25 protein-coding genes are annotated in these 25021 nt (G+C 48.1%); 20 read left to right on the top strand and 5 right to left on the bottom strand.

Features of this window, described 5'->3' with window-relative positions; all coding sequences use genetic code 11:
• Window positions 1-44: 44 nt before the first annotated feature.
• The gene (locus DWB84_RS11465; protein WP_187409928.1) at window positions 45-1652 is read right to left on the bottom strand and encodes an autotransporter domain-containing protein; all 1608 of its coding nucleotides are present in this window, start codon (window positions 1650-1652) and stop codon (window positions 45-47) included.
• A gap of 45 nt (window positions 1653-1697) precedes the next feature.
• Here DWB84_RS11465 and DWB84_RS11460 point away from each other — a divergent pair, with 45 nt between their 5' ends.
• Entirely contained in the window at window positions 1698-2894 is a 1197-nt protein-coding gene (locus tag DWB84_RS11460; RefSeq protein WP_187409927.1) for a glycosyltransferase, read from the top strand.
• A 12-nt stretch (window positions 2895-2906) separates the two neighbouring features.
• On the opposite strand, the gene DWB84_RS11455 is transcribed toward DWB84_RS11460, so the two are convergent.
• Window positions 2907-3476 (bottom strand): hypothetical protein, encoded by a 570-nt coding sequence (locus DWB84_RS11455; RefSeq protein ID WP_187409926.1) that lies wholly within the window; start codon window positions 3474-3476, stop codon window positions 2907-2909.
• Window positions 3477-3799: 323 nt separating this feature from the next.
• Between DWB84_RS11455 and DWB84_RS11450 the strand changes: the two genes are divergently transcribed.
• The 15 genes from DWB84_RS11450 to DWB84_RS11380 all read left to right on the top strand — a co-directional run bounded on the left by DWB84_RS11450 (window position 3800) and on the right by DWB84_RS11380 (window position 16594).
• Window positions 3800-3985, top strand: coding sequence for a CPXCG motif-containing cysteine-rich protein (locus DWB84_RS11450; RefSeq protein WP_187409925.1), 186 nt, complete (start codon window positions 3800-3802; stop codon window positions 3983-3985).
• 2 nt (window positions 3986-3987) lie between these two features.
• Window positions 3988-4557 (top strand): rhomboid family intramembrane serine protease, encoded by a 570-nt coding sequence (locus tag DWB84_RS11445; RefSeq protein ID WP_187409924.1) that lies wholly within the window; start codon window positions 3988-3990, stop codon window positions 4555-4557.
• Between the two features lie 350 nt (window positions 4558-4907).
• A complete protein-coding gene (locus DWB84_RS11440) occupies window positions 4908-5390 on the top strand; it encodes a type VI secretion system tube protein Hcp (RefSeq protein ID WP_187409923.1) in 483 nt (160 codons plus the stop codon).
• Between the two features lie 176 nt (window positions 5391-5566).
• Complete coding sequence (locus DWB84_RS11435) at window positions 5567-7573, top strand: type VI secretion system Vgr family protein (protein ID WP_187409922.1); 2007 nt, start codon at window positions 5567-5569, stop codon at window positions 7571-7573.
• Window position 7574: 1 nt separating this feature from the next.
• Window positions 7575-8069, top strand: a complete 495-nt coding sequence (locus tag DWB84_RS11430) for a DUF6484 domain-containing protein (protein WP_187409921.1) — start codon at window positions 7575-7577, stop codon at window positions 8067-8069.
• Window positions 8070-8132: 63 nt separating this feature from the next.
• Window positions 8133-8591 carry a DUF4150 domain-containing protein gene (locus DWB84_RS11425; protein ID WP_187409920.1) on the top strand — a complete coding sequence of 153 codons (459 nt, stop codon included), beginning with the start codon at window positions 8133-8135 and terminating at the stop codon, window positions 8589-8591.
• Window positions 8592-8630: 39 nt separating this feature from the next.
• Complete coding sequence (locus tag DWB84_RS11420) at window positions 8631-9440, top strand: Imm49 family immunity protein (RefSeq protein ID WP_187409919.1); 810 nt, start codon at window positions 8631-8633, stop codon at window positions 9438-9440.
• 12 nt (window positions 9441-9452) lie between these two features.
• Window positions 9453-10538, top strand: a complete 1086-nt coding sequence (locus DWB84_RS11415) for a hypothetical protein (protein WP_187409918.1) — start codon at window positions 9453-9455, stop codon at window positions 10536-10538.
• Window positions 10539-10549: 11 nt separating this feature from the next.
• Window positions 10550-11461: an AHH domain-containing protein gene (locus tag DWB84_RS11410; RefSeq protein ID WP_187409917.1), complete on the top strand. Its 912-nt coding sequence runs from the start codon at window positions 10550-10552 to the stop codon at window positions 11459-11461.
• Complete coding sequence (locus DWB84_RS11405) at window positions 11458-12036, top strand: imm11 family protein (RefSeq protein WP_187409916.1); 579 nt, start codon at window positions 11458-11460, stop codon at window positions 12034-12036. The genes DWB84_RS11410 and DWB84_RS11405 overlap by 4 nt, the downstream gene beginning before the upstream one ends.
• Window positions 12037-12352: 316 nt before the next feature.
• On the top strand, window positions 12353-12931 hold the full coding sequence (locus tag DWB84_RS11400; RefSeq protein ID WP_187409915.1) for an imm11 family protein: 579 nt from the start codon (window positions 12353-12355) through the stop codon (window positions 12929-12931).
• A gap of 44 nt (window positions 12932-12975) precedes the next feature.
• Window positions 12976-13554 (top strand): imm11 family protein, encoded by a 579-nt coding sequence (locus DWB84_RS11395; protein WP_187409914.1) that lies wholly within the window; start codon window positions 12976-12978, stop codon window positions 13552-13554.
• A 40-nt stretch (window positions 13555-13594) separates the two neighbouring features.
• Window positions 13595-14614 carry a DUF2169 domain-containing protein gene (locus tag DWB84_RS11390; RefSeq protein ID WP_187409913.1) on the top strand — a complete coding sequence of 340 codons (1020 nt, stop codon included), beginning with the start codon at window positions 13595-13597 and terminating at the stop codon, window positions 14612-14614.
• A 39-nt stretch (window positions 14615-14653) separates the two neighbouring features.
• Complete coding sequence (locus DWB84_RS11385; protein WP_187409912.1) at window positions 14654-15952, top strand: hypothetical protein; 1299 nt, start codon at window positions 14654-14656, stop codon at window positions 15950-15952.
• A gap of 162 nt (window positions 15953-16114) precedes the next feature.
• A complete protein-coding gene (locus DWB84_RS11380) occupies window positions 16115-16594 on the top strand; it encodes a VOC family protein (RefSeq protein WP_187409911.1) in 480 nt (159 codons plus the stop codon).
• A 64-nt stretch (window positions 16595-16658) separates the two neighbouring features.
• Here DWB84_RS11380 and DWB84_RS11375 read toward each other — a convergent pair whose 3' ends face one another.
• A complete protein-coding gene (locus DWB84_RS11375) occupies window positions 16659-18593 on the bottom strand; it encodes a sialate O-acetylesterase (protein WP_187409910.1) in 1935 nt (644 codons plus the stop codon).
• A gap of 48 nt (window positions 18594-18641) precedes the next feature.
• Window positions 18642-19550: an AEC family transporter gene (locus DWB84_RS11370; RefSeq protein ID WP_187409909.1), complete on the bottom strand. Its 909-nt coding sequence runs from the start codon at window positions 19548-19550 to the stop codon at window positions 18642-18644.
• An 86-nt stretch (window positions 19551-19636) separates the two neighbouring features.
• On the opposite strand from DWB84_RS11370, the gene xth reads away from it, so the two are divergent.
• The 3 genes from xth to DWB84_RS11355 are packed head-to-tail and all read left to right on the top strand — an operon-like array spanning window position 19637 to window position 20901.
• A complete protein-coding gene (gene xth / locus DWB84_RS11365; protein WP_187409908.1) occupies window positions 19637-20413 on the top strand; it encodes an exodeoxyribonuclease III in 777 nt (258 codons plus the stop codon).
• A 51-nt stretch (window positions 20414-20464) separates the two neighbouring features.
• Complete coding sequence (locus DWB84_RS11360) at window positions 20465-20656, top strand: hypothetical protein (protein ID WP_187409907.1); 192 nt, start codon at window positions 20465-20467, stop codon at window positions 20654-20656.
• A gap of 59 nt (window positions 20657-20715) precedes the next feature.
• The gene (locus DWB84_RS11355) at window positions 20716-20901 is read left to right on the top strand and encodes a hypothetical protein (protein WP_187410127.1); all 186 of its coding nucleotides are present in this window, start codon (window positions 20716-20718) and stop codon (window positions 20899-20901) included.
• A gap of 134 nt (window positions 20902-21035) precedes the next feature.
• Here DWB84_RS11355 and DWB84_RS11350 read toward each other — a convergent pair whose 3' ends face one another.
• Window positions 21036-21389: a hypothetical protein gene (locus tag DWB84_RS11350; protein ID WP_187409906.1), complete on the bottom strand. Its 354-nt coding sequence runs from the start codon at window positions 21387-21389 to the stop codon at window positions 21036-21038.
• Between the two features lie 441 nt (window positions 21390-21830).
• Between DWB84_RS11350 and DWB84_RS19075 the strand changes: the two genes are divergently transcribed.
• Complete coding sequence (locus DWB84_RS19075; RefSeq protein ID WP_187409905.1) at window positions 21831-24923, top strand: thrombospondin type 3 repeat-containing protein; 3093 nt, start codon at window positions 21831-21833, stop codon at window positions 24921-24923.
• Window positions 24924-25021 lie beyond the last annotated feature (98 nt).

Genomic DNA, 25021 nt, shown 5'->3' with positions numbered 1-25021 from the left:
ACGGGGATGATAACTGATTATTTGTACAGGGAGGCTCCTGCGAATTAAAACTCCCAGTTAATCCCGCCGCTGATCTGGTATGCGCTGATGCCGTTATAGCCGCTCAGCACCTGTCCATTGAGAAAGGTAGACAGGCCGTTCGCCAAAGCGAAAGCGGTGGATATGTCCCATTGATAGAACAGACTATCAGGCGAATCAGCGCGCAGTTCGAAGTGACCGGAGCTGGATTCGACACCGATCAACTGGAAAGCGATAGGACTGTTGCTTAAGTTGGATTGGCTGACCAAGCTAAGTCTGATACTAGGAACCATCACTCCCCAGGAATAACTGAGCGTGTAAGAGGTATTCAGGCCAGCATTGGTATTGAGTTGTTCATGGCGCTGCTTTTCTGCTGCGACTAGCCAGCTCGCAGAGCCAGTTTCATTGAATGCGTCAATAGTGGTGTTAAGGTAATCCAGTCGCAGGAATGGTCGCAGTGCCCAGGCACCCAGCTGCAAGGACCAGTCGACTTGAGTACTGACATCTAGTTGCCTGCTGTTGTAATCGCTATCTGCCGCAGAAATTTCCAGCAGAGTGAAACGCCGTTGTGCCTGGGTGCTGCCCTGTGTATAGCCGGCCTGTATATCTACACTCCAGGCACCTTTGTACCAGCTCAAAAAGCTGGTCAAGCTGTAGATATCGGAGTCGAGTTTGCCTGCGTTGCCATCGTAGCTTACGTCATAAGATGTCCAGTCAAGAGCTGCGCCAATATTTACGTTACCGCTCAGGCGATATCCCAAACCAAGCATCAACCCGAAGGCGTCGTAGTTGTAGCCAGATTCGTTTTCGGTTATGTCGTGGTCGAAGTTTTCTATTTGGATTGTCGATAACAGCGTCCATGGAGACCCCAGGCTATCACCCGCTGCACCTCCAAGCGGCAGAATGGAGCCATTAATGCCGACGCTGATATTGCTGCCATTGCGCATCTGCGCAATGCTGCGATACAGCCGCGATGTTTTGTTACGAGAGTTTTCTGTTAATAAATCGCGCTGGATTAGCGTTTCATCAGGGGCAATTTCGCGCAGCAAAGAATTAAATTGAGCGGTTTCTGTTGTGGCTTCGAACAAAGCACCACAAGTATTTGTGAGAGATTCACGGGAAATGGCGAGAGTTGTCGTATTGAACGTTGTATCGGGATTGTTGGTCGGTTCCCCATCATTTTGTTGAGATGGAGTGCACAAATCATCCATTATTCGCGCGATAGCTTTATTCGTTTTTCCGACCGCAACAGACGAAAAATTACGCGGAATTTCGGGTTCCAAATCATCTGATACAACATTGATTGTTACAGTACCGAGAGAACCTATATATCCTGCATCATCATATAAATAGTAAGTAAATGAATCTGTGCCGATGAAATCGGATGGTGGGGTGTAATAAAACATTTGATCCACCAAACGAACGGCGCCGACGGTAGATGCTGCACTGAAAGCATAAATCGCGGCGCGTCCGTGAACGGTGCTCGGGGTATCATTTTGCAACACATCCAGGGCAATATCCTGGTTTCCCTGCGTCACAGTAAAGTTGTCCGGATTGGCGATAGCATCCGCATTTGCCTGTTGTGCCGCAGCTCCAAGGATTAATAGGGGAAATGAACGATAAACATCTTTCATCAAAACGCTCCTTTGTTCGAGAAATCACTGAATTGAGAATTGGATATGACTTCGTGTCACAAGACTGTTTTATGTACTTGGGAAATCGGGGCGGAATTGGGACATATATCTAGGTTGTCTGCAATAGCCAAAGCGTTGGAAGCTGCGGGCTATCGTGTGGTAGTTGCTCTGAAAGATTTATCGAGAGCTTATCACTTTTTTGCTGGTACGCGTGTACAGCTTCTTCAGGCGCCAGTGTGGTTGCCGCGAATCACCATGCAGCGTCCAGTCGCATGTTTACCTGACGCCCTGCTCTTAATGGGATACCTTGAACCTGAGCCTTTGGCCTGTTTGGTACAAGCGTGGCAGTCTCTCGCGACATTGGTTCGAGCGGACTTGATTATTTTTGATTATTCACCAACAGCAATGTTGGCCCTGCGAGAGTTAAGGATACCGAAGATTCTTGTCGGGACTGGATTTGCTGAACCAATTCCTGGACTGCCGACCGCAGATTGGCGTTTCAATCCTCTTGCAGATGGCCTGATTCTTCGGCAGGAAAGCCGGGTATTAGGTGTTGTAAACCAAATGTTAGAACAACATGGCTACTCACCCTTGTCCTGCTTTACCGAGATATTTAGCTGTGACCGAGTGTTGATTACGAATTTTCGAGAGCTGGATTTATATCCGAATCGACTCAATGCTCGCTACTGCATCGCGCCGGGTAGAGTGACATATCCACAAATCAAATTCAGGAGTAATGGCAGACCGCGTATTGTTGTATATCTAAAACCCTCTTACCCGTATTTGCCATGGTTATTGCAGGCTCTTGCAAATTGTAGGGCTCATATTTTTGTGGTGAGTCCAATGGGACCCGTTGCCCAGCTGCGGAATTTTGCTAGCTCCCGCTTCGAATTTACCACGGAAGTAGTGAATTTGCCTGAAATGCTGTCGCGAGCAGATCTATTTGTTAGTCATGGTGGTGCAGGTTCAGCATTAGAAAGTCTAGTTGCTGGCGTGCCTGTTTTGGTATTGCCAATTCAGGGAGAACAATTATTGACAGGTATGAGGATTCAATCTTTGGGAGTTGGTCACCTCATGGAGCGACCTACTAGTGAACAGGATTTAGAGATTGCAATTAATCAAATGCTAGAAAATCTTGAATTTCATCGACAGTCTATTGTTCGCTTATTGGCGAATTATTCAAAACCGTATGCAGCTTGCCACGAAGAAGTAGTAAAAGCTTGTTTTGAATTAATCAATTAACTGAAATGGAATTTAAAAAATAGTTTCCTGCGCCGGAAGCGAACGCACTTCGCTGGCTTTGTCGCCTTTGAAGCTCTTGGCATACACAGGCTCAAAATCCATATCTCCAACACGGATTTCACTGGCCAAAGCTCGCGCGGCGTAGGCGCCATCTTCAGCGTTGTGTTGCACGAACAGGTGGACGTAGTGTTGGCCTTCTTGATCTGCTCGGACGTGGATGGGCAGGGAGAGATTTTGTGAGTTGTCGATAGTGAAGTGCCACTCGTTTTTTGCATCGATCAACGTCAAACCTTCACTAGGTTCGACATTTATTTGTAACGAGCCTTTTGGTAATTGGCTGGCGAGTTCCAATTGCAACGTTTCTATGGCACCTAATGGGATTCTGTGAATAGCGGCAGATACCAAGTGTATCTCCGCGCCCGGTTTACCGGGTGATCGATAGTGAGGTCGTGTGGTTTGGGTTGAAGCGGTAGATTCTGAGGAAGTGGGGACGTGTTCCGATAAACGGGGGTTTACGGCTGATAACAGGTAAACACCGCATGCGGCAACGGTAATAAATGCCCGGACAAGCGCTCGTCGCATATTGGACTTCCTTATATGCTGGCTTTTGGTTGGTACCGACCGCAAACAACTCGCGATCCTTATTTAAAGAGTAGCAGCGGCTTCGGATAAGCCTTATGGTGTTTCCTTATAATGAAATGCGTAATTGCTCGAACGAGATTTAACGGTAGTAAATCAGCAAAACCACAACGAACCGGAAATTTTTAAAAAATCGCCCATAATTATTTTTTGGTTTTCAGCACGGACGAAAATCTGCGTAGAAAAACACAGCCATTCGGAAAAACGGTCGCGTTAGCGAATTTTATAGGGTTTTATAAAAACGAATGCATTCACGAGGGTTGATAATGCTAGAAGTCGTGTCAGATTTTTGTCCTTATTGCGGTGAAAAAATTGACTTGGTGGTGGATTGTTCGGAATTGGAACAGGAATACACCGAAGATTGCTCGGTATGTTGTCGCCCTATTGTTGTAACTGTGACCGTAATTGATGACGGTGCCGCAGTTTCTCTGCGCCGGGAAGATGAAACCTGAGGATGAAAAAATTTTTCACCCGCTATGGATTCACCCTGGTTTTCCAAATACTTCTGATCATGTTTTTGGTTCAGCTGGGCAATGAATCTACTGGGGGACGGTTGCATGTTTTTGGCATCCATCCCCGCGATCTCACCAGTTTACCGATGATTTTTACGGCGCCATTTATCCACGGGAGTTGGTTGCATCTGGCGAATAACGCGGTGGGATTTTTTGTTTTCAGCTGCTTGTGTCTGATCAGGGGCAAACGTTTTTTCTGGCAAGCGAGCTTGTTAATCATTATTCTAGGCGGGTTATGTGTGTGGGCATTTGCTCGCCCGGCGATCCACATAGGCGCCAGTGGCTGGATCTTCGGCCTGTGGAGCCTGACGATCACATTGGCGTTGTTTGAACGCAGTGTGGTGAATTTTCTGATCTCGCTTGTGGTGATCCTGCTCTATGGCGGGATGATCTTTGGAGTCCTCCCTACGGATCCTAGGGTTTCCTTTGAGGGGCATGCCTTTGGTGCACTGGCTGGAGTCATTGCTGCGGCAACCTTTGGCAGGCGCTACAAACGGCTGAGGTGGCGCTGACCCGACGAGCGGAACCATTTTTTTAGAGAAGCAACAAAATCTGGCCGCTGTTTTGCATGGGGGATGGCGTCGAAATCAACATTATTCTTTGCCTCCAAATGCCGGGTTTTTTTACATTAACTAATTGAAACTATTGGAAATTTTTTTTCGTAAAAACATTCTCAAGCGGGTTGCAATCGGGCTTTCGATTCGCTTATCGTTAACGCCGCTGGCTAAACGGAGCCATGTGGCTCAATCACGGATAGGGACACAAAATTAATTTTCTGCATGTATTAGCAGATTGTGTTGCAACTCCTATCTCGTCCGCCCAGCGCAGTTACAACACAATCGATTTTTAAGGAGAACATCAAATGGCCATTTATATCGAATACGAAGGAATTCCTGGAAACGTGACCGCAGAAGGTTTTGCTAACCACATTTCTGCTCACTCCATCCAGTTTGGTGTAGGTCGTGGTATTACCATGGAGGCAGGTCATATGGCCAACCGTGAAGCTACCCGTCCTAGCCTGAGCGAAATCACTTTCACCAAAAATGCGGACATTTCCTCCTCTCCGCTGTTCAAAGAATCCGTAACTGGTTCTGCTGGTAAATTGGTAAAAATCAAACTCGTTCAAACCGGTGCAGACAAAGTTGTTCAATTCATGGACTACGAACTGCACGATTGTTTGGTGAGCGGTTATTCAATCTCTGCTAGTGGTGAGTCCGACCCTATCGAAAGCATCACTTTGAGCTACTCCAAAATTCTGGTCAACTATCACGACTACGATAAAGCGAATGCTGGTAAGAGCCCGCAACGCGTTGGTTACGATTTGACAACTGCTAAGCCGCTGTAATTTCTGTAGTTGGTAAATCTCAGTAGTACGAAAATAGCCTGTCCGCGATACGCGTGCGGGCTATTTTTCTTCCGGCTAGAGGCTGGGAGAATGTTCACCCGCTGTTCTAAATGAACTCGCAAGGACGTCCTGGGTAAGTCTCTTCGCGCTCAGATCTCAGACAGGGTTATTGTTGTATGCCGCAAATCACTCAAGAACATCGTCTGATATCCATCACGGATTTCTCTCTCGGTAAAGATACTTTTGTAATCACGTCACTAAGTGGCATCGAGTATATTTCCGGATTGTTTGAATTCGAGCTGGAGCTCTATTCGGATAACCACCAGATTCCGCCAGATAAAATTGTTGGCAAGTCTGCGACCGTTACCATTCAAAACGATCACAAGCGTTGCTTTAACGGTTATATCTCCTCATTCACGTTTGGTGAAATCGGACCACATAATTATCGTCGTTATCGCATGACGATGGTCCCTTGGCTGTGGTTTCTCACCAAAACGCAAAACTGCCGTATTTTCCAGGAAAAAAATACCAAGCAAATTGTCAGCGAAGTTTTTTCCAGTCTTGGTTTTAGCGACTTTGAATTCAAAGCGGCCGGTGGAAAAACGCGCGAATATTGCGTGCAATACCACGAAACAGACTTTAATTTTGTCTCGCGCCTTCTCGAAGAAGAGGGTATTGCCTACTACTTCCAGCACTCGCAGGGCAAGCATAAGTTGATTCTGGTTGACCAGCTCAACGCTTACGAAGAAGTGGCGGAAACCAATCTCGAATATTCAAAGGGCAATATGCCCAATACTCAGATTCACCGCTGGGAGCATTCACATAAATTCCGAAAGGGACAGTGGACGCTCAATGATTACAACTTCAAAGAGCCCAAAAAGGATCTGAAGTCCACCATCAAAACCAACAGCACTTTCGCTAACAACGGCAAATTCGAGCATTACGAGTACGCGAGCCTTTACGATTTTCCATCCGGAAATGATCTGGTGAAAATCCGCCTGGAGGCAGAGGAAACCTTCCGCAACGTGGTGGAAGGCGCAAGCGATTGTTCGACCTTTTATGCCGGCGGCAAATTTAAACTCGCTAAACACGATACGGCGGCAGAACGCGATAATTATGTTTTGGTAACAGTGCGCCATTTTGTCAGCGATGCGAGTTTCTTTTCTGGTCAGGAAGGGCAGCCGGAATATCACAACGAGTTTGTTTGTATTCCGGCAAATATTCAATTTCGGCCGCAATTGATCCACCAAAAACCCGTGATGCGAGGCCCCCAATCAGCAATAGTCGTAGGGCCTGCAGGCGAAGAAATCTATATCGACGAACACTGCCGTATCAAAGTCCAGTTTTACTGGGACCGTGATGGCAAAAATGATGAAAATAGCACTTGTTTTATTCGCGTAGTGCAGAGCTGGGCGGGTAATCAATGGGGCTCTTCATTTATCCCGCGCATTGGTCATGAAGTCATTGTCAATTTCCTGGATGGCGATCCGGACCGACCCTTGGTGACGGGCTCTGTTTACAATGCCTGGAATAAACCCGTTTACACTTCCAAAACTCAGAGCGGTATCAAAAGCCGTTCGACCAAAGGTGGAAACGCGCAAAATTTCAACGAGTTCCGCTTTGAGGATAAAAAAGGCAGTGAACAAATTTATCTCCACGCCGAAAAAGACTTCGATACGCACGTGGAGAATGATCAAAGCCTTACGGTGGAGCACGACCGTACAAAAATCGTTAAAAACGATGAAACGTCCAATATTGAGCACGATCGTAAAAAGAGAGTAGGTAACAACCAAGATGAAACGATCGGCAACAATAAGAGGATATCCGTGGGCAAGGACCACTCGGAAACCATCGGAGACAATATGACGATTACCATCGGAAAGAATCTGATGGAAAGCGTGCAGGTCAATTACACCGAGTCGGTTGACGGAAACAAAAAATCGACTATTGGAAAAGATCTAACCGAAAACATTAAAGCTAACCATACAGAATCGGTCACCAAAAACTATACGCTCAAAGCACAGAAGATACAGATAACGGCGCAAGACGAAATCAGTATAAAGGTGGGATCTGCAAGCATTCTTATGAAAAAGAATGGCGACATTACGGTCCAGGGCAAGAAGATCAATGTCAAAGGTTCTGGCGACGTTATTATCAAAGGCAGCAATATCAAGGAGAACTGATATGTCAGTGATCACCTCGTTTAAACAGCCGACAGATCAACAACAGGTCTCCAGTGGGCCCGTGGTTGGTCAGATCGTAGCCTTTGATTCATCTGGCCAGGCTTTGGTGGATTATCCGGGGTTGGCAGATGGCCCATGCGTTGCGAGATCAACATTGCCGGATCACCGCGCTGTTGTAGGTGTGCCTTTACCCGTTCCTGTGTTGCTGATGTTTGAGAACAATCAGCCAAGTAAGCCCATCATTATCGGGCTTATCAATAGCACGCCATTTCCAATGGACAAGGTTCCCCAAAACATTGCGGCCGAAAAAGGCCGCGATGTTTATATCGATGGGAAGAAAATGGTTTTTACGGCTAAGGATGAAATACTTTTGAAATGCGGCAAAAGCTCAATACTTCTACGCCGCGATGGTAAAGTCGTTATCAAAGGTGAAAACCTGATCAGTCGCTCATCCATGTCTAACAAAATCAAAGGCAGCAGCGTTAGCATAAACTGACGTGCAGCACACCAATAACTGTCAGTCGTTTATAAAGATGAGCGTGTATTTGGAGAGATTGTTATGGGTGTAACGGTTGGCGTTAATCAATTATCCGTTGTCCACGGAGGAAGCAATGGGATCACTCCATGCTTTCCGGATGTGTGCAAAACCCCAACGCCTGGCGGCCCTGTACCTATACCTTATCCCAACGTTGCAATGTCATCGGACACCGCAAAAGGCACTAAGAAAGTAAAGTGTGACGGTAAACCAGTGTGCGTGAAAGATTCAAATTTCAGTACCAGCACCGGCGATGAACCGGGCGTTGCAAAAGGCATTATTTCCAATAAAACGAAAGGGAAGGCTGAATTTGTCAATTTTTCCTTTGATACAAAATTCGAAGGAAAAAACGTCCCGCGCGCGTTTGACTTGATGTTGCACAACGACAAAAACACACCGCCTTTTCCTGTTATCCAGATTCCGATCATATCCATTCCGGTGCTTGAAGACGTGAAATGCTTGGTCTGCGGTGAAAAAGCTTAATTCACTGACCTTCACATTTAGAGCAGGAGTTCAATAAAAATGTCGACTTTCCAATATCTACCACTGTCGGTAAAAAATGCGAGTATTACGCTCGAAGATATATTGGAGGCATTAAGGTCTGCGCCTTCCTGGGAATACAAAGCACTGTATTTTGATCGTATCGCGAGTTTATACCGGCAACTTGGAGTTGGCGAGCTGTTACTTACAGACGATGAAACCCATCTCCATCGACAGTTACAGCTCGGTATCCAGGCATACACAGAATTCCTGCAAAATGCCAAACCTTCTGAAATAGCGATATCCAAGATATCAGTGTTTTTTGATGCGATTTGCCTTGGTGATATCACGGCGATGAGCACTTTGGCACAGCTTGCGCCTCGGCAACAAAACCCCCGCAAAGAATATGAAGAAGACTTCCTATATATGCGAATCCTGATGGATGTCTTTGCGCTGAAAAAGACACCGGACGAGGTAAGTTCATTAATAAAAGAATTTGAATCATTTCATGTGGAAAATCCGGATCAGCGATTTAGTTTGCTTGTCGCGCTCCTCGATAAGGATAATGACGCATTTTTCGATGCCTTGGAGATACTGGTAGATGAGCACATTAAACGTTATGCGGATGGTGGCGATTTGTATAAAGGCACTCGGGATGAAGCCTCGATTCTCGTGAACATGTCAACAGAAGTTGTAGCCTTGCTAAAACTGGCGAAACAACAAGGTTTAGCCATTTCCGGGGAATATAAATTGGCACCGAGCACGGCTATGGCGGATTGCGCACTGCCAGACCCGGCGCCTCGTAGCTGGTTAGGCTACCAATCATCTCACCGCTCCTTCCAGCGTATATAGACCGAGTTCGTGATGGCATCCCAAATGGAGGTTTTTAACACAGGCTTGGTCACCAGCGTGGGTTTAGATCTTGCGCACAGCGCTGCGTCGGTAAGAGCAGGCTTGAATCGATTTCAGGCTTTGGAAGACACCAGCGTTTTTGATGATGATTGGGAAGCGCCAATAACGGGGGCGCCTGTAAGTTTGCTAACGAAGGGTTACACGCAACAAGCTCGCTGGTTGCGTTTGGCTGAAAAAGCCATAAAAGACTTGTTGAGTCCACCGGGATCAAAAGAGCGTTTAATCGCTGAGTCATCACCTCTCATGGTGATTTGGGCATTACCCAACACGAGTCTATTTCGTTGGCCAGACGAGCAAGTGCCCGAGTTGCTCAATCAGTTTTTATTGGCACCATTGAGTCGCCGTATTGGCATACCTCTTGTAACGCCTTCGAATGGCTGGATATGTGAGGGTTGCAGTGGTGGGCCCCGTGCGCTGCGCGCAATAGCGCGTTCAATAAATGCTGAGGATCTCCCCTACGTTCTGTGTATAGGCGTTGATTCATTGCTGGAGCCCCTGTGCTTGCAGGATCTGGCTGAGCAGGATCGATTAAAAACACCGGAGCAGCCAACTGGGCTTATTCCGGGCGAGGCGGCCGCAGCCGTATTGTTGAAAGCTTCCACAAATGGTAGTCGCCTCAAGATATATGGGGCTTTACATAAAAGCCTGACATTGGATCGTGAACCCGAAAATTGGCGTTCTTTGAGCGCATACAAAATTGGGCGAGAACTGGGTGCGTTGATACTTGAGGCACTATCGGCGCTTGGTGAAAGAATATTTGTAGGGGATATCTATTTGGACCTCAACGGCGAGGAATGGCGTGCTGTTACCTGGTCGGCGGCTCTTGTAATACTTAAGGGAAGTAAAAAAATCGATCTGGATTCTTGCGAATACCGCATACCGGCAACCAGTATTGGCGATGTGGGGGCGGCTAGCAGTTTGGTGGCTATTGGTTTGACAGCAGAAAGTGTTCGACGTCGTTATGCCTGCGCCAATTTCTCTCTAATTTGCTCGGTATCAGATCAGGCTGATATTGGTGTAGTACTGGTTGGTATTTAAAGGAGAAGCTTGTGGCGAAGGTGGAGAAACATATCTTTGAGGAAAACGCTAAAGGACATCATCCGGAAAAGGGCACCGAAGGGGGAGCCTGCTTAACGGGTCACATGGCCAGGCACGCCAACTTCAGGGGCAAGTGCAGTTGTAACTACCGATATCAAGCTCTTGAGCAAGCAAAAAGTCACAGCAAAATAAAGGAACGTCTACATTCTTACAATAAAAAGCTAATGGGACTTCACATTGAGTACGTTAATGGAATTCCCACACTGGGTGAATGGAAAGAGAGCGGTATTTTTTTTCCCCAGAAGTATTCGACCAAAATCCCTGTGCCTCAACTTGGCGATTGGGACGTCGGTGGACCCAAAAGGGAAATAAAGCGAGATTCGTTGACTACAAAAGCATCTCTCAACAATACCAACACGCAGACTATAAAAATCGGACACAACTTTACCCAAGAAACCTGGCCTTACTGGAATAATGCACATCATTTGATTCCCAAAGGTACGTTTGCTTCATTGATAGTAGACGAAGAGCATGGTCCACTTTTGGAGAAAGGCTTGCTTAAGGCAAAATATAACATAAACCATAAAATCAATATGTTGCTTTTGCCGCAGGACAAAGAAGTTGCAAAAATTCTGGATATGCCACGTCATATTCAGTTTAAGGTGGGAGATGATTCTGAGATCGTCGCAAGCGCCTTTAACCATCCGGTGTACAATGCAATGGTTAAAGATGATCTTAAAAAAATTATTAAGGAGTATGCCGAGATAGTAAAAGAAAAGAAATGTGAAGCCGCCGATTTCGAACTAGATAAGACAAAACTCGAACAGCTTTCCGCTGATCTGTTAAATTTAGCATTAAGCTGGAGTGATGGCATGTCGCTGGACAGTCACGCGAAGAATTTTAGAAAGAGAAACAAGCTATGAGTTACTACAGGATTAACGTATACCAACGAGAAGATCCAGATTACTGTTTTATTGATCAGTCACCGAAAGAGATCGGTTTATTATCTGCATACATTACTGGGGGCAAACCAGCGGCACCGGAATACCCTGAAAATGTAGTTGCAAAAATGGATTCCTCTGGAGGCATAGTGCTGTCTGATTTTATAGGGAATTCAGAGTTAAGCCTTATCTGCAGTGGAAGAGCAAAATCCGTGATCGAAAAAATGTGCGGGGAGACTTGCGAATATTTGCCTCTTTCCATTGAAAATCACAGAGGAAGAATTGCTTCATCGGATTATTTTTATATTAACCCATTGGGTATCTACGACTGTCTTCATCAATCTTTGTCCGATATAAGGAAGACCGACGATGGAAAAGTGATAAAAGTTTATAAATTTGTTTTGGATAAAAAACTACTAAAAGATGTTCCTCCGCTTTTTCGTGTGAAAGAAGATAAAAGATGTTATTTTGCCAGTGAGCCTTTGATTGATGCGCTTGATAAGGCAATTCCAGATCTGACGAATCTTTTATTACATTCTATTGAGGTTTCTGAATAAGAGCATTGTGTTCTTAGCTTTATGGTGACTCTCCATATTGGAGCGTCACTGATGTGGACAAATTTGTCCTCGATGTTGGCAAGATGAAAGATGTACCGCCCCTTTTCCGAGCGGTAAGAAACGATAAAAGATATTTCGCGTCCGAAATTCTGATTGAAGCACTGAAAACGGAGATCCCAATGCTCTTTATGCCAACAGATCTGGAGGTGGGGAAATTCTTGACGAGATACCTAATTGACTAATCTTGTGCTAGAACCTAGCGAAGTGGCAGAGTGAACTGAGACAGTGATCTGGAACTTATAGAGGCGACACTAGAGTGGATTACTACCGTATAGATGTATACGACCGACAAGAGCCAGGTTTTTGTTTTATCGATCGTCCGCCGGAAGAAATACATTTGTTGTCTTCCTACATTGCTTCGGGTGAAGCTGCTGCAGAAGAATATCCAGAAAATGTAATTGCGAAAATGGACCCAAATGAAGGTGGGATTGTGCTGTCCGATTTTATCGCGAATTCTGAACTTTGTTTGATATGTAGTGAAAGAGTTAAGTTGGTGATAGAGAAGCTATGCGGTGACTCATGCGAATACTTGCCGGTTTCCATCGAAAATCATAAGGGCCGTATAGCCTCTTCTGAGTATTTCTATATCAATCCCCTGGGGCTACATGATGTTCTTAACCAATCTCTGTCGGAAATTGACCGAACAGATGATGGTGATGTTATCGACGTGGAAAAATTTGTCCTTGATACTACCAAGATGAAAGATGTACCACCGCTTTTCCGAGTGGTAGAAAAAGATAGTGAGTATTTCGCATCCGAAGTTCTGATTGACGCATTAAAAAAGGAGATTCCAGATTTAACGAATTTGAATCTGGAACCGATAGAGGTGGCATGAGCGTGAGCCTTATTTGCAACGCAGAGTAAAGTCTGTGATCGAATATGCAGTACTATCGAATTAATGTATATCGCCGCGAAGATCCTGACTACTGCTTTATCGAGCAGGCACCGGAGGAAATTCTTTATCTTTCGGCATCGATTCAAGACGGTGAACCCGCTCTATCGGAATACCCAGATAGCGTTGTTGCCAAGATGGACCCTGCAAAAAAAGGCATATTTTTATCTGATTTTATTAGCAATAATGAATTGAGTCTGATTTGCAGCGGCAGGGTGAAGTCAATTATAGAGAAACTGTGTGGTGATACTTGTGAGTATCTGCCAGTTTCTATCGAAAATCACAAGGGACGAATTGCATCAACAGATTACTTTTATATTAACCCTCTAGGCCACTATGATTGTCTGCACCAATCCCAATCAAAAATCGTAAGAGAGGATGGTCAGGTCATTAGAGTTGACCTATTTGTGTTGGATAAGAAAAAAATTGAGGGGCTGCCACCGCTTTTTCGTGTGCCAGAAAATCCCAGCCGATACTTCACATCTCAAGCGTTGGTCGATGCATTGCAGAAAGAAATTCCAGATTTGACTAATTTTAATCTGGAACCTATTGACGTTGCGGATTAACAGCAGAGTTAACGGTAGTTAAAAAATATGTGGAACGATAATGGCTGCCCCTAAAGTTGATAATCGGACCGCATTGGAATATCAGCTTTTATTTGCCAATGACGAAAATTTTCGTCCGTTGGTGACGCCTGTTATTAAAGCGACGTTCGACATATTGCCGCACGGTGAGTTGAAATTTGCACAAAAGCAGATTCCGGTCAACTTTGCGCCGGTTCATTATGGCGATCCCAAAAATTCAAGTTATCGCTATGAGCCAGAGACCGCGTTTACCAAGGTAACCACGGATGTGGTTGTGATTGGCGACGCGGTTGCATCCGCAGGACCGGTGCGCCATTTGCTGGTTGATATCCAGGTGGGCACATTACGCCGGCAGCTGGGTGTAATCGGGGACCGTAGATGGTTGCCGCACAACGGACGCCTGATGATGTCCGATCCGCAACCGTTTGAAAGAATGCCTCTTATTTACGAACGCGCGTTCGGCGGGTGGGATCGAAGACCGAAGAATAAAGAGCAACATGGTTTTGAGCCACGCAATCCGGTTGGGCGCGGCTTTTATGTCACCGGGATAACGGATCCCGATATACCCCTGTGGCTGCCGAATATCGAAGATCCGCGAAACCTGATTCAACATATTGCGGACAGACCTGAGCCTGTTGGCTGCGGTTTTACCCTGCCGCATTGGCAGCCGAGGGCTCGGTTGGCTGGCACATACGATAGTGCGTGGGAAGAGCAGCGAAGTCCGTTATTGCCGGTGGATTTTGACCGTCGTTTTTTCAACGCCGCAACACAATCCCTGATTGCGCCGGAATATCTGCGTGGTGACGAGTTGGTGCGTATTCGCAATATGACGCCGACCGAACTTTCTTTTCATTTACCCAATATGGCGACACCTGTTTGTGAGTTTCGTCTGCGCAATTGGCAAACGGAATATTTAACAACGCGTTTGGATACAATCATTATTGATGTTGCCAAAATGCAGGTGCAAATGATCTGGCGTAATTACTTAGTGCTGGATATTGGCCCGTTGGATGTACAAACTCTCAATATTCACTACGGCTGATGTTTAAACGGACTGGCTGCATGTTTAGCTGGAAAATGTATGGCCCTGAATGACAAATTATTTCACCGCGAGTTATACGTTGAGCATCTCGAAGAAGGTGCTTTTCAGTATGCGACCCGCATTGCCTGGCTGACGGATGAAGAAGTTGGCTGGCAGGATCTGGAGCGCCTGGAATATGCTATTGAAGCGCATCTGGATGGTCTGGTGGTGGGTGGTGAAGAGGCATTGAACGTTTGCCTGGAAATGCTGCCGGATGCGGAATTCGACCTGCTCTTTATAATTGCGCTGCTATTTTGCCGCTTGCGCTCGAGTTCGGGTCTTGCTGCGTTATGGCAGAATTTCGATTTTGACGATGAGCAAAAAGTCCGAGCGGTTAGTGACGCATTTTTATGGGAATGTCCAACCAAGTGGCGTCTGCACATCAGCAAAGTCTTTGAAAGCGGAAAAATCGGGCTTTTTCCTGTGTTGGCTCCCATTTTGGCGCGCTTGCAAATTTCCGTTGGGCCTGCGTATCTGCGAGGATTACGCCAAATTAAGGCCAATTTTCTTCCCGCAATGCTTGCTCCATTACCCCTATTGCCTGATGCAATGGAGGTTCTTCCTGGTCTGCAACAGTTGATCGGCGATCCAGATCATTATATTGCCGGTGCAGCAATACTGGCCTCACTGCGTTTAGGCCAGCGCAGTGTATTAGCGCGCTGCCGCGCTGAACCACAGTTTTTTCCTTTGCATCTGGTTGTCGCGGGAGAGTTGGACGAGGCTCGCCGGATTTTGGTGGTAGCGGAAACAGGAAATGCCAATGCAGATTGTTTATTCGCATTGGGGTTGTGGGGTAATCCGGGAGCAGTGCCAGTTTTGTTGCGCTATTTGCCTCATGAGACATACGGAGCTGCAGCTGCACAGGCGTTGCATCTGATAACCGGTGCGCCACTTTTCGAAACTGTCCGGGATCCTGGACAAGTGACAGAAGACGAATTATTTGAGCACGAACTGGAGGATTTTCGGCAGGGGCGTTTACCAGCGATGTTCGCCGGCGATGAAATTGAAAAACTGAGTCAGGATCCCGCTCGTTGGCAGGAATGGCTTACCAATAATGCCGCTCATTTTCAGGCTGGTCAGCGTTATCGTTTGGGCGAACCTGCGACTCCCGCTGTTATGGTGCAACAGCTGATTGATAACCGAACACCTAACCATATTCGCCAATGGGTCTATCTCGAATTGGTATTGCGCTACGGACTCGGCATCCATTTTGATCCTCACGATCAAGTGGCGCGCCAGCGGCAAAGTCTGCAAGCGATTTATCAATGGTTGAATAGCTCGGGTGCGTCACACCATTGACCCGCTCCACAGCGTTTCCAAATGTTGCGCGCTACATCGGTGATGATCTAATAAAACCTTTGTTTCATGCCAATCTGTTCTAGATGTCAATCAACCTGTCGTCGAATTTCGGAGCCATGAATCGACTAGCCCTTGAATTCCATAAACTCAAGAGGAACCACCATGACTCCTAAAAACACCATCTGCCTCTGGTACGACGGAGATGCCCTGGAAGCCGCGACTTTCTACTCCAAAACTTTTCCAGATAGTTCGCTTGGCAAGATCTACCGTGCGCCAGGGGATTATCCGGCGGGTAAGCAAGGCGATATTTTGATGGTGGAATTTACAGTGGCGGGAGTGCCATGTATCGGATTGAATGGTGGACCGGGCGTTGCGCATAGCCAGGCTTTTTCATTTCAGATCGCGACGGATGATCAGACCGAGACGGATCGGTTGTGGGACGCAGTGGTAAACAATGGCGGTCAGGAGGTGGCGTGTGGATGGTGTAAAGATAAATGGGGCATTTCCTGGCAGATCACGCCGCGCGCGCTGCTTGAGGGAATTTCGGATCCAGATCCCGCGGCAGCTAAACGTGTTTTTGAGACGATGATGGATATGGTGAAAATCGATATTGCGGCAATTGATGCAGCTAGACGTGGTTAAATCGTTTTCATAAAAAGCCCGCAGATTAGCGGGCTTTCATTTTGAGTCAGAAATATTTGTTTAGTCAGAAATATTGTCTAAACGGCTCTGCCGGCAATCCTTCACTATCTTTTAAATTCGCTTCTTCCGGATTATCACTCCAGGCGTAGCGCACGGCGGTGGGTTTTGTTGTGTTCGCCAGCGGCAGTATGACGCTGTTGCCTTTGATTGTTCCGGTGACGGCTTTGAATTGGCCGGATGAATCGGCAATTTCAAAACCTTTTACCACACCGTGTCCATCTCTCACGCTGAGCGATTTTGCGGTTTTGAATTTTACGATCAGTTGATCTTTTTTGATCGAGGCAGATTGCACAATGGGGCCGCGAAAATGCACTTTGTTTTTGCCGTAGGTTTGATTGAGCGCTATACGCGCAAGCCGCTCACCGACAGTTTTTTTGTCGCGCGGGTGAATATCTTTGGGGTTGCCGATATCAATGGTAATTGCTTGACCGGTATGTTTTACCGCCAGAGTTGCCGTTTGCGCTTCGCGTAAAAATGGCCATTTTTCCGAGCCGGAAACAAAGTTTGCCAATTGCACCCAATAAAACGGCATGTTTGGATTGGTCCAGCTGTTGCGCCAATCTTTGATCAAACCGGCAAATTGGCTGCGATAATTTTCCGCATCTTCTTCCGAATAGGCATTGGATTCACCCTGATACCACAAGATACCTTTGACCGGAATTTGGAACAGTGGGTGAATCATTTTGTTGTACAACGCAGTGCCAGTATTGTGGAAATTATCCGAGAGTATGACCGTCACGCGGTCCGCTTTGATTTTCCATTCACCTGCCAGGGAATAACGTTTGCCATTTGCAGTTTGCACATAGAGCAGATCGTCAGAGGAATAAATTCCACCACCACCTTGATAATCTTCCACCCGCACAGCAATTTGGTTTTTGCCGGGTTTTAAGAATTTTGCCGGGACTTTGTAGGTGCGGATAAGATCGTGCGCCGAGGTTTCACCCACTTTATGGCCATTAATCCAGGTGATATCGGCGTCATCAATGCGGCCGAGGCCAAGAGTGATATCGTTTTTGGCTTCTTCCGCAGTCAATTCGAAGGTTTTGCGATACCACATAAAACCATCAACGCCGGGGTAACTCTGTTGCTCCCATAGGCTGGGAGCGTGAATGGTCAGCCAATCACGTTCATCAAGTGCTGTCGCGCTCCAATCGGCATTGGGGCCGTCAACTTTCGTGACCAAAGAGCCGGGCCAGCGCTGCAACAGCTGGCGAACTTCTGCAACTTTTTGTTCACCGGCTGTGACCATCTCCTGCAAGGTGTCTTGCGCTTGTTGGGAGGAAATGCCGAGGTTTTGTGCACTCATCCAACCTTCTATTCGGCTGCCTCCCCAAGTGGAGTTGATCAAGCCTACAGGCACGCCGATTTCGCTGTGAATAATTTTGGCGAAATACCAACCGACGGCGGTAAAGTCGCCGAGATTTTCAGTTGTCGCAGGCAGCCATTGTCCGCCTGCCAGGGTATCGGACGGTGTAACTGCCCAACTGCGCGGTATTTTAAAATGGCGAATATTCAATTCATTGGTATTGGCAATTTCCGCATCTGCGCCGTCGCTATCGCGCACGACCCATTCCATATTGGATTGGCCGGACGCAACCCAGACATCACCGATCACAATGTCATTGACGGTGCGGGCAAACTCGCCGGAAGTAATGCGCAATTGCACTGGCTCTGCACTTGCTTTGCGCGCTTTGAAGCTGGTTTTCCAATTGCCATCAGCGTCGCTTTCCACCGTTTTTTGGTCATTGGCAAATGTTACGGTTACAGTTTGATTCGGCGGTGCTTTACCCCAGATTGGAATGGGTTGTTCGCGCTGCAAAACCGCGCCGTCCAATAAAAGGGGAGGTAATTCGATATTTGCCAGCGCGCTGCTGGCAAATGTCATGGACAGAAAAAAAGTTATGGATGACGCAAATGTTGCGGGCAAAAGAAATTTCATAACGATGGTCCTGGCATTATTTTTATAAAAAATGACGTCGTTTTGTGATCAGGCCGTGATCAATACTTTCCATCCCCACACTGTCGCAAATGACAGGATCAGGCTGTATCCAATAATAGTCGATACCAAGCGAGGAGCGAGTTGATACATCAGCGCCAACGCGCTGGTGGAAATCATTGCCGGCATAGCGGCTTCCAATAATATGGCGTGGGCGATTAGCGGATCCAGCTTGATTGGTAGCAACAAAATCAGCGCAATAAAAGGCTTGATCAGCAAAATAAAAATAATGGCAAACACAATCGGCTTGTATTCGGTTTTTTCGATACGAAGTCGCCATTGCAAACCTACCGCTACCATTACCACCGGAACCAGCGTATCGGCGATTCGATGCAATACGTCATCGACGAATTTGGCAATTGGCACATCGAAAAAATTCAGTAAAAAACCGAGCACAATGGCACTGAACGGCGGGAAACGCAGGATTTTTCGCCACAGAGGTTCCGTGGCGATATTGGCTTCAGGCGCATAGCGACTGGCAATGGCAATGCCCAGCGTATTAAGCGCAAGGAAGGTGCCGAGCTGATCGTAAAGAATGGCGTAGGGCAGGGCGTCTTTGCCCAAGTGAGCCTCAATCAACGGATAGCCGATAAAACCGGTATTGCCCAACACGGTCACTAGCAAAAGCCCACCGGTGACGGTTGCCGACCAGCGGAAAAATCGTGCAATCAGCCAGACGATTCCCAAACTCAAGCCCATCATAAGCCAAGCAAAAATCACCGGCGCCAGTACATGAGGGTCGAGGGGAATTTTCGGGATTTGCACCAGAATCAGTGCAGGAAGCGCGACATAAATAACGTAGAGATTCAAAGTCTGGGCGGATGAATCGGGAAATTGTCGAACATTTTGTAACAATTTGCCGATGGCAAGACACAAAAGGGCAAGTAAAAGATTGGACATGAAACAACTCGAAACAGACGGCAGAGCCGCAGAGGTAATGGCTTAGACTATAGGCCATTCCCCCAACGGTGTGGAGATTTTGACGCATGAGAATTGCGACTTACAACGTAAATGGCATTAACGCGCGCTTACCGGTGCTGTTGCGCTGGCTGGAGGAAACCCAGCCAGACGTAGTGTGTTTGCAAGAATTAAAAGCGCCGCAGGAAAAATTTCCGGAACAGGCGATTCGCAACGCAGGTTACCAGCCATTGTGGCACGGTCAGAAAAGTTGGAATGGTGTGGCCATCTTGTCCAGGCGTGGCGAACCAGTGGAAGTTCGCCGGGCGCTGCCCGGAGATCCTGAAGACACTCACAGTCGTTATATCGAAGCGGCTGTTAATGGCGTTCTGGTAGGGTGTCTTTATTTGCCCAATGGTAATCCGGCGCCTGGCCCCAAACTCGACTACAAGCTGAATTGGTTTGCACGTTTGTTGACTCATGCAGCCGAGCTGATCGACTCCGGCGCCCCGGCGGTATTGGCCGGCGATTACAACGTTATACCGACGGAGCTGGATGTTTATAAGCCAGAATCCTGGGTGGACGACGCCCTGTTTTTGCCGGAGGTTCGCGCCGCTTATCAGCAATTGTTGGAGCAAGGTTGGACGGATTCGCTACGGCAGCTTTATCCGGACGAGAAGATTTATACCTTCTGGGATTATTTCCGTAACGCATTTGCGCGCAACGCGGGTTTGCGCATTGACCATCTATTACTGAGCCCCAGCTTGCGGGATTCTCTGGTTGCGGCCGGTGTCGACAAACATGTGCGCGGTTGGGAAAAATCCAGTGATCATGCGCCTGTATGGATTGAGCTGCGTTCACCTTGATAAATTGCAAATTTATAACCTGTGAAATTTTCAGCGGGTTATGAATTGGCTATGTCACAGTTAGCTATTGCAGCTGAATTGATCTATTCCACTAAGTTAGTGAGCAGAACCAAACCGCGTAACGCGCGCCAGCCGCATATTACAAATACGCATAAGAAATTTGCAAATCTAACCTTTCTTTATGGTGCGCTGGTCTATACTTTTTCGGTACTCGCCGTTTTGGTGGTCATTGCCCGGCGATAATTGCATGGGAGCAGCAACCCGTTTATTCGCAATTACACCAGCAGCGACTGAGTGCGAGGATGAAACAAGAGATGAAGTCGATGAAGCAAAAAATCATTCTTCCCGCAGACTTGTTGATAAGCCAGCTTGAAGATGCTTTGGAAGAGCGCCAAAACCCCGATCGTCGCAAGGTGCAAGCAGGATTGCCTGAAGGTATTGAGCAGGATCGTCGTAAAGGTGACCGCAGAGCTAAGAAAAAATCCTGATTACCGTGCCTATTATCTTATTTATCCATCTCAAGTGAGACCGCCGTGGTATATAACTTGACCGCGGCGGAAGCTTCCATTCAATAAATCCCCGCTTAATTCCCTGATTGTTTAGCCATAGTTTTTGCTTAGTCCTAATTATTTACTTTGTGCAACACAACATCTGCGCTGCCAACCAGCAAATGTATTAAGGGCGCTTCCGGTTCGTAGATCATTTCAAAATCCGCTTCGGTGTTGCAGGAACCGTGTTCATTGAAAAGGAAAATCAAATGCCGGTCCTCGAAGGGTTCGTATTTGCATTTGCGAGTGCTGCGAGGTTTCAACGCGCGTTCGATAAAAATTTCGCAATTCTCGTTATCCAGCAAATTCACCCCGGTTACATCGCCGTTGGTCTTATTTTCCCACACGCCGAGCATGGCATTATCCGAATGGGCCAATACCGCAGTAAAAGCCAAACTCGCAGACAGGATTATTTTTCTTAACCACATATCACGTTAACCCGGTTATCAAAGGCTTTTATCTTAACGGCGCTTTCAGAACGGCGCTCTTGAGAAAGGAAAAAAGTCACTCATTGTGAATTGCATCACATTGCGCGGGAAGCCTAACCTTTGGTGTTTCCTGACTTTATGTGATCTAAGCCGCGAATTTCAGTCCCGTCTAACAAAACTAATACATTTGTGTGATGCATTTTTTTTTCCTTTTTCTGACACTTATTTAAAATTTCCATCGCAATTAAAGGGGCAAGGTTTTATCCACCCATAACAACAATTGCACTCCTCGGGTTTGTTCTTTTTGTTTCCAACATGGCGATTGCATCGTGCGGAAGGGGTATGCCGCAGGGTGTCTTTTGGTGTGGAGCGCAGCGAGTTGTTATTGACCGCTGTAACCCAGGGTGCAGCAAATCTAACACTTTATGGAGAGTGTTCCTCATGTCTTTCAATGTGTTGCGCGGCGCTGCGAGCAAATCTCTGCGGCTGTTGACACTGTCTTTGATGATGACCGGTCTATCGGCGTGCGGAGGTGGGCTGTTTGTTACTCACGGTCCTGACGAAAATGAATTGTCCAGCTCATCAAGCAGTTCAAGCTCATCGTCTTCCAGTTCCAGCAGCTCTTCTTCGAGTTCTTCCAGCTCGTCAAGCAGCTCATCGTCTTCTTCCTCTAGCAGTTCATCCAGCGGTGGGCCTTTAGCTCTGCCCGTGACTGTGGAGTCGGAAGAATTTGTTCGCTTCAACGACACCACGCCTGAGCAACTGGGTAATTGCGAGAGCACCAGCGCGGTGGATCTGGTGGTCGCTCAGCTGAACGGCAATGGCACTTGTGACGTGGCCTTTACCGAAGCTGGCGAGTGGTTGGAGTACGACATCAACCTCGCCGATGCCGGCAACCAAAACCTCTACCTAGCTGTTGGCGCCGCCGAAGACGGCAAGTCCATCAGCGTATCCGTGAATGGTTCTGAGGTGGGTTCAATCGAAGTGCCGAATATAGGCGCGGAATCTTTCACCGAAGTGAAACTCGCTCCGGTCGCCTTTAACTCCGGCGTCTCAACGGTGCGCGTGGACTTCACCACCGGCGGCGTTCATTTCGATTATTTCCGTATTGGCGACGCCGAGGCGGTGGAAACTGAGAATCCGGAAGGCGTTATCCACGCTATCCGCGCCGGTAGCCGTGCCTACGAAGGCGAAGAGGTCGTCTTCCAATCCGACCTGCCATTCGTCACTGGCGGTAATGTCGCCGGTGTAGCCGTTACGGTAACTGGCACTGAAGACAGCGGCCTCTACCAAGGTACTCGCTGGGGTAACTTCACCTATGAATTGCCGGTCGAAAATGGCGTTTATGACGTAACGCTGAAAATGGCCGAGCTCTTCTTTACCGTGGAAGGTGCGCGTGTATTTGATGTCACCATCGAAGGTAAAGCCGCTGCATCTGACCTGGATATTTTCTCCCTGGTTGGTGCCAATGCTGCTTTCGACTTGAGCGTTCCTGCGGTTGAAGTCACCGATGGAGGTCTGACCATCGAATTCTCTGCTTCTGTGGATGCGGCGACTGTTTCTGCTGTGTTGGTGGAAACTGCGGATACATCATCCAGCAGCTCAAGCTCTTCTTCCAGTTCGTCAAGCTCTTCAAGTTCATCTAGCAGCAGCTCCAGCTCGTCTTCGAGCAGCGCATCCAGCAGCTCTAGTTCATCGAGCTCCTCTTCATCCAGCTCTTCAAGCTCCAGCTCATCCAGCAGCTCCAGCGGTGGTCTGGACAGCGATGACGACGGCGTGCCCGATGACGAAGACGCTTTCCCGAACGACCCGACCGAATCTCGCGACAGCGACGGTGACGGGGTAGGCGACAACTCCGACATCTGCGCCAACACACCAGCCGGTGCTGCTGTTAACGAACAAGGTTGCTCTGCCGGTCAGCTGGATAGCGATGACGATGGCGTTAACGATGAAGCCGACCAGTGCCCTGGCACGCCTCTCACAGAAACGGCCAACGCTCAAGGTTGCTCACCCAGCCAGTTGGATACTGACGGTGACGGCGTCAACGACGCGGAAGACGCATTCCCGCTCGACCCGAACGAAAGCAAAGATTCTGACGGCGACGGCGTCGGCGACAATGCAGACCGCTTCCCGAATGATCCGAACGAAAGTGCTGACAGCGATAACGACGGTGTAGGCAACAACGCTGACCTGTGCCCGAACACTCCTGCAGGTGCGACGGTTAATGCGTCTGGTTGTGCTGCAACTCAGTTGGACAGCGATAACGACGGCGTAAATGATGCAGTTGATCAGTGCCCCAACACCCCCGCAGGTGCAACTGTGAATGCCTCGGGTTGTGCGGCAAGCCAGCTGGATAGCGACAACGATGGCGTCAATGACGCAGTTGACCAGTGTCCTAACACCCCAGCCGGCTCTGCGGTTAACGCGGCAGGTTGTGCCGCATCGCAATTGGATAGCGATGGTGACGGTGTCAGCGACGCCGCCGATATGTGTCCGAATACCCCAGCTGGTGCACCTGTAAATGCTGTAGGTTGTGCTCCGGTGCAGTTGGATAGCGATAACGACGGTGTAAATGACGCAGTTGATCAGTGCCCCAACACCCCCGCAGGTGCAACGGTGAATGCGAATGGTTGCGCTGCAACTCAATTGGATAGCGACAACGATGGCGTCAACGATGCTGCTGACCAGTGTCCGAACACCCCAGCGGGTCAATCCGTTAACAACAACGGTTGCTCAAGCTCACAACTGGATGAAGACGGCGACGGCGTAAGTGACGCAGTTGACCAGTGCCCAGGCACTCCAGCTGGTGAAACAGCCAATGCTGACGGTTGCTCTGCCAGTCAGTTGACGGGTGATGCGGAAGCTGGTGCTGCCCTCTATACCACCAACGGTTGTGCGGTTTGCCACGGCGCGAACGGTATTGGCGGCGCCTTCAAAGCGATTGCCGGCCTGAACGAAGCCAGCTTCAGAACTGCCATCGACAGCCAAGCCCTGATGGCCAACTTCAAAACTTTGACTGACCAACAGGTCCGCGATATAGGCGCTTACCTGGAAAGCCTGCCGGTTCCGCAGCCTGAAGGCGATCCTGTCAACGGTGCGGCGCTGTATAACGCCAAAAATTGCTCGCTTTGCCACGGTGCAAATGGTGTCGGCACTGGGCTGGCCAAGGCGATCGCCGGCCTCAACGAAGATGCTGTAAGAACCGCCATCGCGAGTGTGCCCTTGATGGCGAACATTACCGTGACCGAGCAAGACATTTTGGATCTCGGCGCATATTTGGCCAGCCTGCCGGTCGCTGCGCCCGGCGGTAATGCTGCCAATGGTCAAACGTTGTATAGCGCGAAGAGTTGCGCTCTGTGCCATGGTGCTGACCGTCAAGGAGGAGCGGGTCCTGCACTGACTGCATCTTCACTGGCACCCAGATACAACCTGGAAGATTTGGCCAGTAAAGTGAAGACCATGAGCATCTACCTGCCAACGGCAGCGACCTCTGACGCGGAAGCCTTGGATATTGCAACGTTCCTGCTGCAGTAATCAGGAATCTTGCAGAGCAAAAGCGGCCTTCGGGCCGCTTTTTTTATGCCTGCTGAATAGCCCTGGCTCGCTTGAAGCGCTCGCCCAAGCTCGGACAT

It is taken from the genome of Saccharophagus sp. K07 (genome assembly GCF_014336955.1).
Lineage (GTDB): Bacteria > Pseudomonadota > Gammaproteobacteria > Pseudomonadales > Cellvibrionaceae > UBA5868.
This window is presented reverse-complemented; position numbering and strand designations above follow the sequence as displayed.

Coding starts and splice junctions, on each gene's coding strand:
- xth (WP_187409908.1), top strand. CDS start 19,637: ATGAGAATTGCGACTTACAACGTAAATGGCATTAACGCGCGCTTACCG.
- DWB84_RS11355 (WP_187410127.1), top strand. CDS start 20,716: ATGAAACAAGAGATGAAGTCGATGAAGCAAAAAATCATTCTTCCCGCA.
- DWB84_RS11415 (WP_187409918.1), top strand. CDS start 9,453: ATGGCATCCCAAATGGAGGTTTTTAACACAGGCTTGGTCACCAGCGTG.
- DWB84_RS11360 (WP_187409907.1), top strand. CDS start 20,465: ATGTCACAGTTAGCTATTGCAGCTGAATTGATCTATTCCACTAAGTTA.
- DWB84_RS11420 (WP_187409919.1), top strand. CDS start 8,631: ATGTCGACTTTCCAATATCTACCACTGTCGGTAAAAAATGCGAGTATT.
- DWB84_RS11375 (WP_187409910.1), bottom strand. CDS start 18,593: ATGAAATTTCTTTTGCCCGCAACATTTGCGTCATCCATAACTTTTTTT.
- DWB84_RS11460 (WP_187409927.1), top strand. CDS start 1,698: ATGACTTCGTGTCACAAGACTGTTTTATGTACTTGGGAAATCGGGGCG.
- DWB84_RS11390 (WP_187409913.1), top strand. CDS start 13,595: ATGGCTGCCCCTAAAGTTGATAATCGGACCGCATTGGAATATCAGCTT.
- DWB84_RS11435 (WP_187409922.1), top strand. CDS start 5,567: ATGCCGCAAATCACTCAAGAACATCGTCTGATATCCATCACGGATTTC.
- DWB84_RS11380 (WP_187409911.1), top strand. CDS start 16,115: ATGACTCCTAAAAACACCATCTGCCTCTGGTACGACGGAGATGCCCTG.
- DWB84_RS11445 (WP_187409924.1), top strand. CDS start 3,988: ATGAAAAAATTTTTCACCCGCTATGGATTCACCCTGGTTTTCCAAATA.
- DWB84_RS11425 (WP_187409920.1), top strand. CDS start 8,133: ATGGGTGTAACGGTTGGCGTTAATCAATTATCCGTTGTCCACGGAGGA.
- DWB84_RS11405 (WP_187409916.1), top strand. CDS start 11,458: ATGAGTTACTACAGGATTAACGTATACCAACGAGAAGATCCAGATTAC.
- DWB84_RS11430 (WP_187409921.1), top strand. CDS start 7,575: ATGTCAGTGATCACCTCGTTTAAACAGCCGACAGATCAACAACAGGTC.
- DWB84_RS11350 (WP_187409906.1), bottom strand. CDS start 21,389: ATGTGGTTAAGAAAAATAATCCTGTCTGCGAGTTTGGCTTTTACTGCG.
- DWB84_RS19075 (WP_187409905.1), top strand. CDS start 21,831: ATGTCTTTCAATGTGTTGCGCGGCGCTGCGAGCAAATCTCTGCGGCTG.
- DWB84_RS11395 (WP_187409914.1), top strand. CDS start 12,976: ATGCAGTACTATCGAATTAATGTATATCGCCGCGAAGATCCTGACTAC.
- DWB84_RS11385 (WP_187409912.1), top strand. CDS start 14,654: ATGGCCCTGAATGACAAATTATTTCACCGCGAGTTATACGTTGAGCAT.
- DWB84_RS11455 (WP_187409926.1), bottom strand. CDS start 3,476: ATGCGACGAGCGCTTGTCCGGGCATTTATTACCGTTGCCGCATGCGGT.
- DWB84_RS11450 (WP_187409925.1), top strand. CDS start 3,800: ATGCTAGAAGTCGTGTCAGATTTTTGTCCTTATTGCGGTGAAAAAATT.
- DWB84_RS11465 (WP_187409928.1), bottom strand. CDS start 1,652: ATGAAAGATGTTTATCGTTCATTTCCCCTATTAATCCTTGGAGCTGCG.
- DWB84_RS11370 (WP_187409909.1), bottom strand. CDS start 19,550: ATGTCCAATCTTTTACTTGCCCTTTTGTGTCTTGCCATCGGCAAATTG.
- DWB84_RS11440 (WP_187409923.1), top strand. CDS start 4,908: ATGGCCATTTATATCGAATACGAAGGAATTCCTGGAAACGTGACCGCA.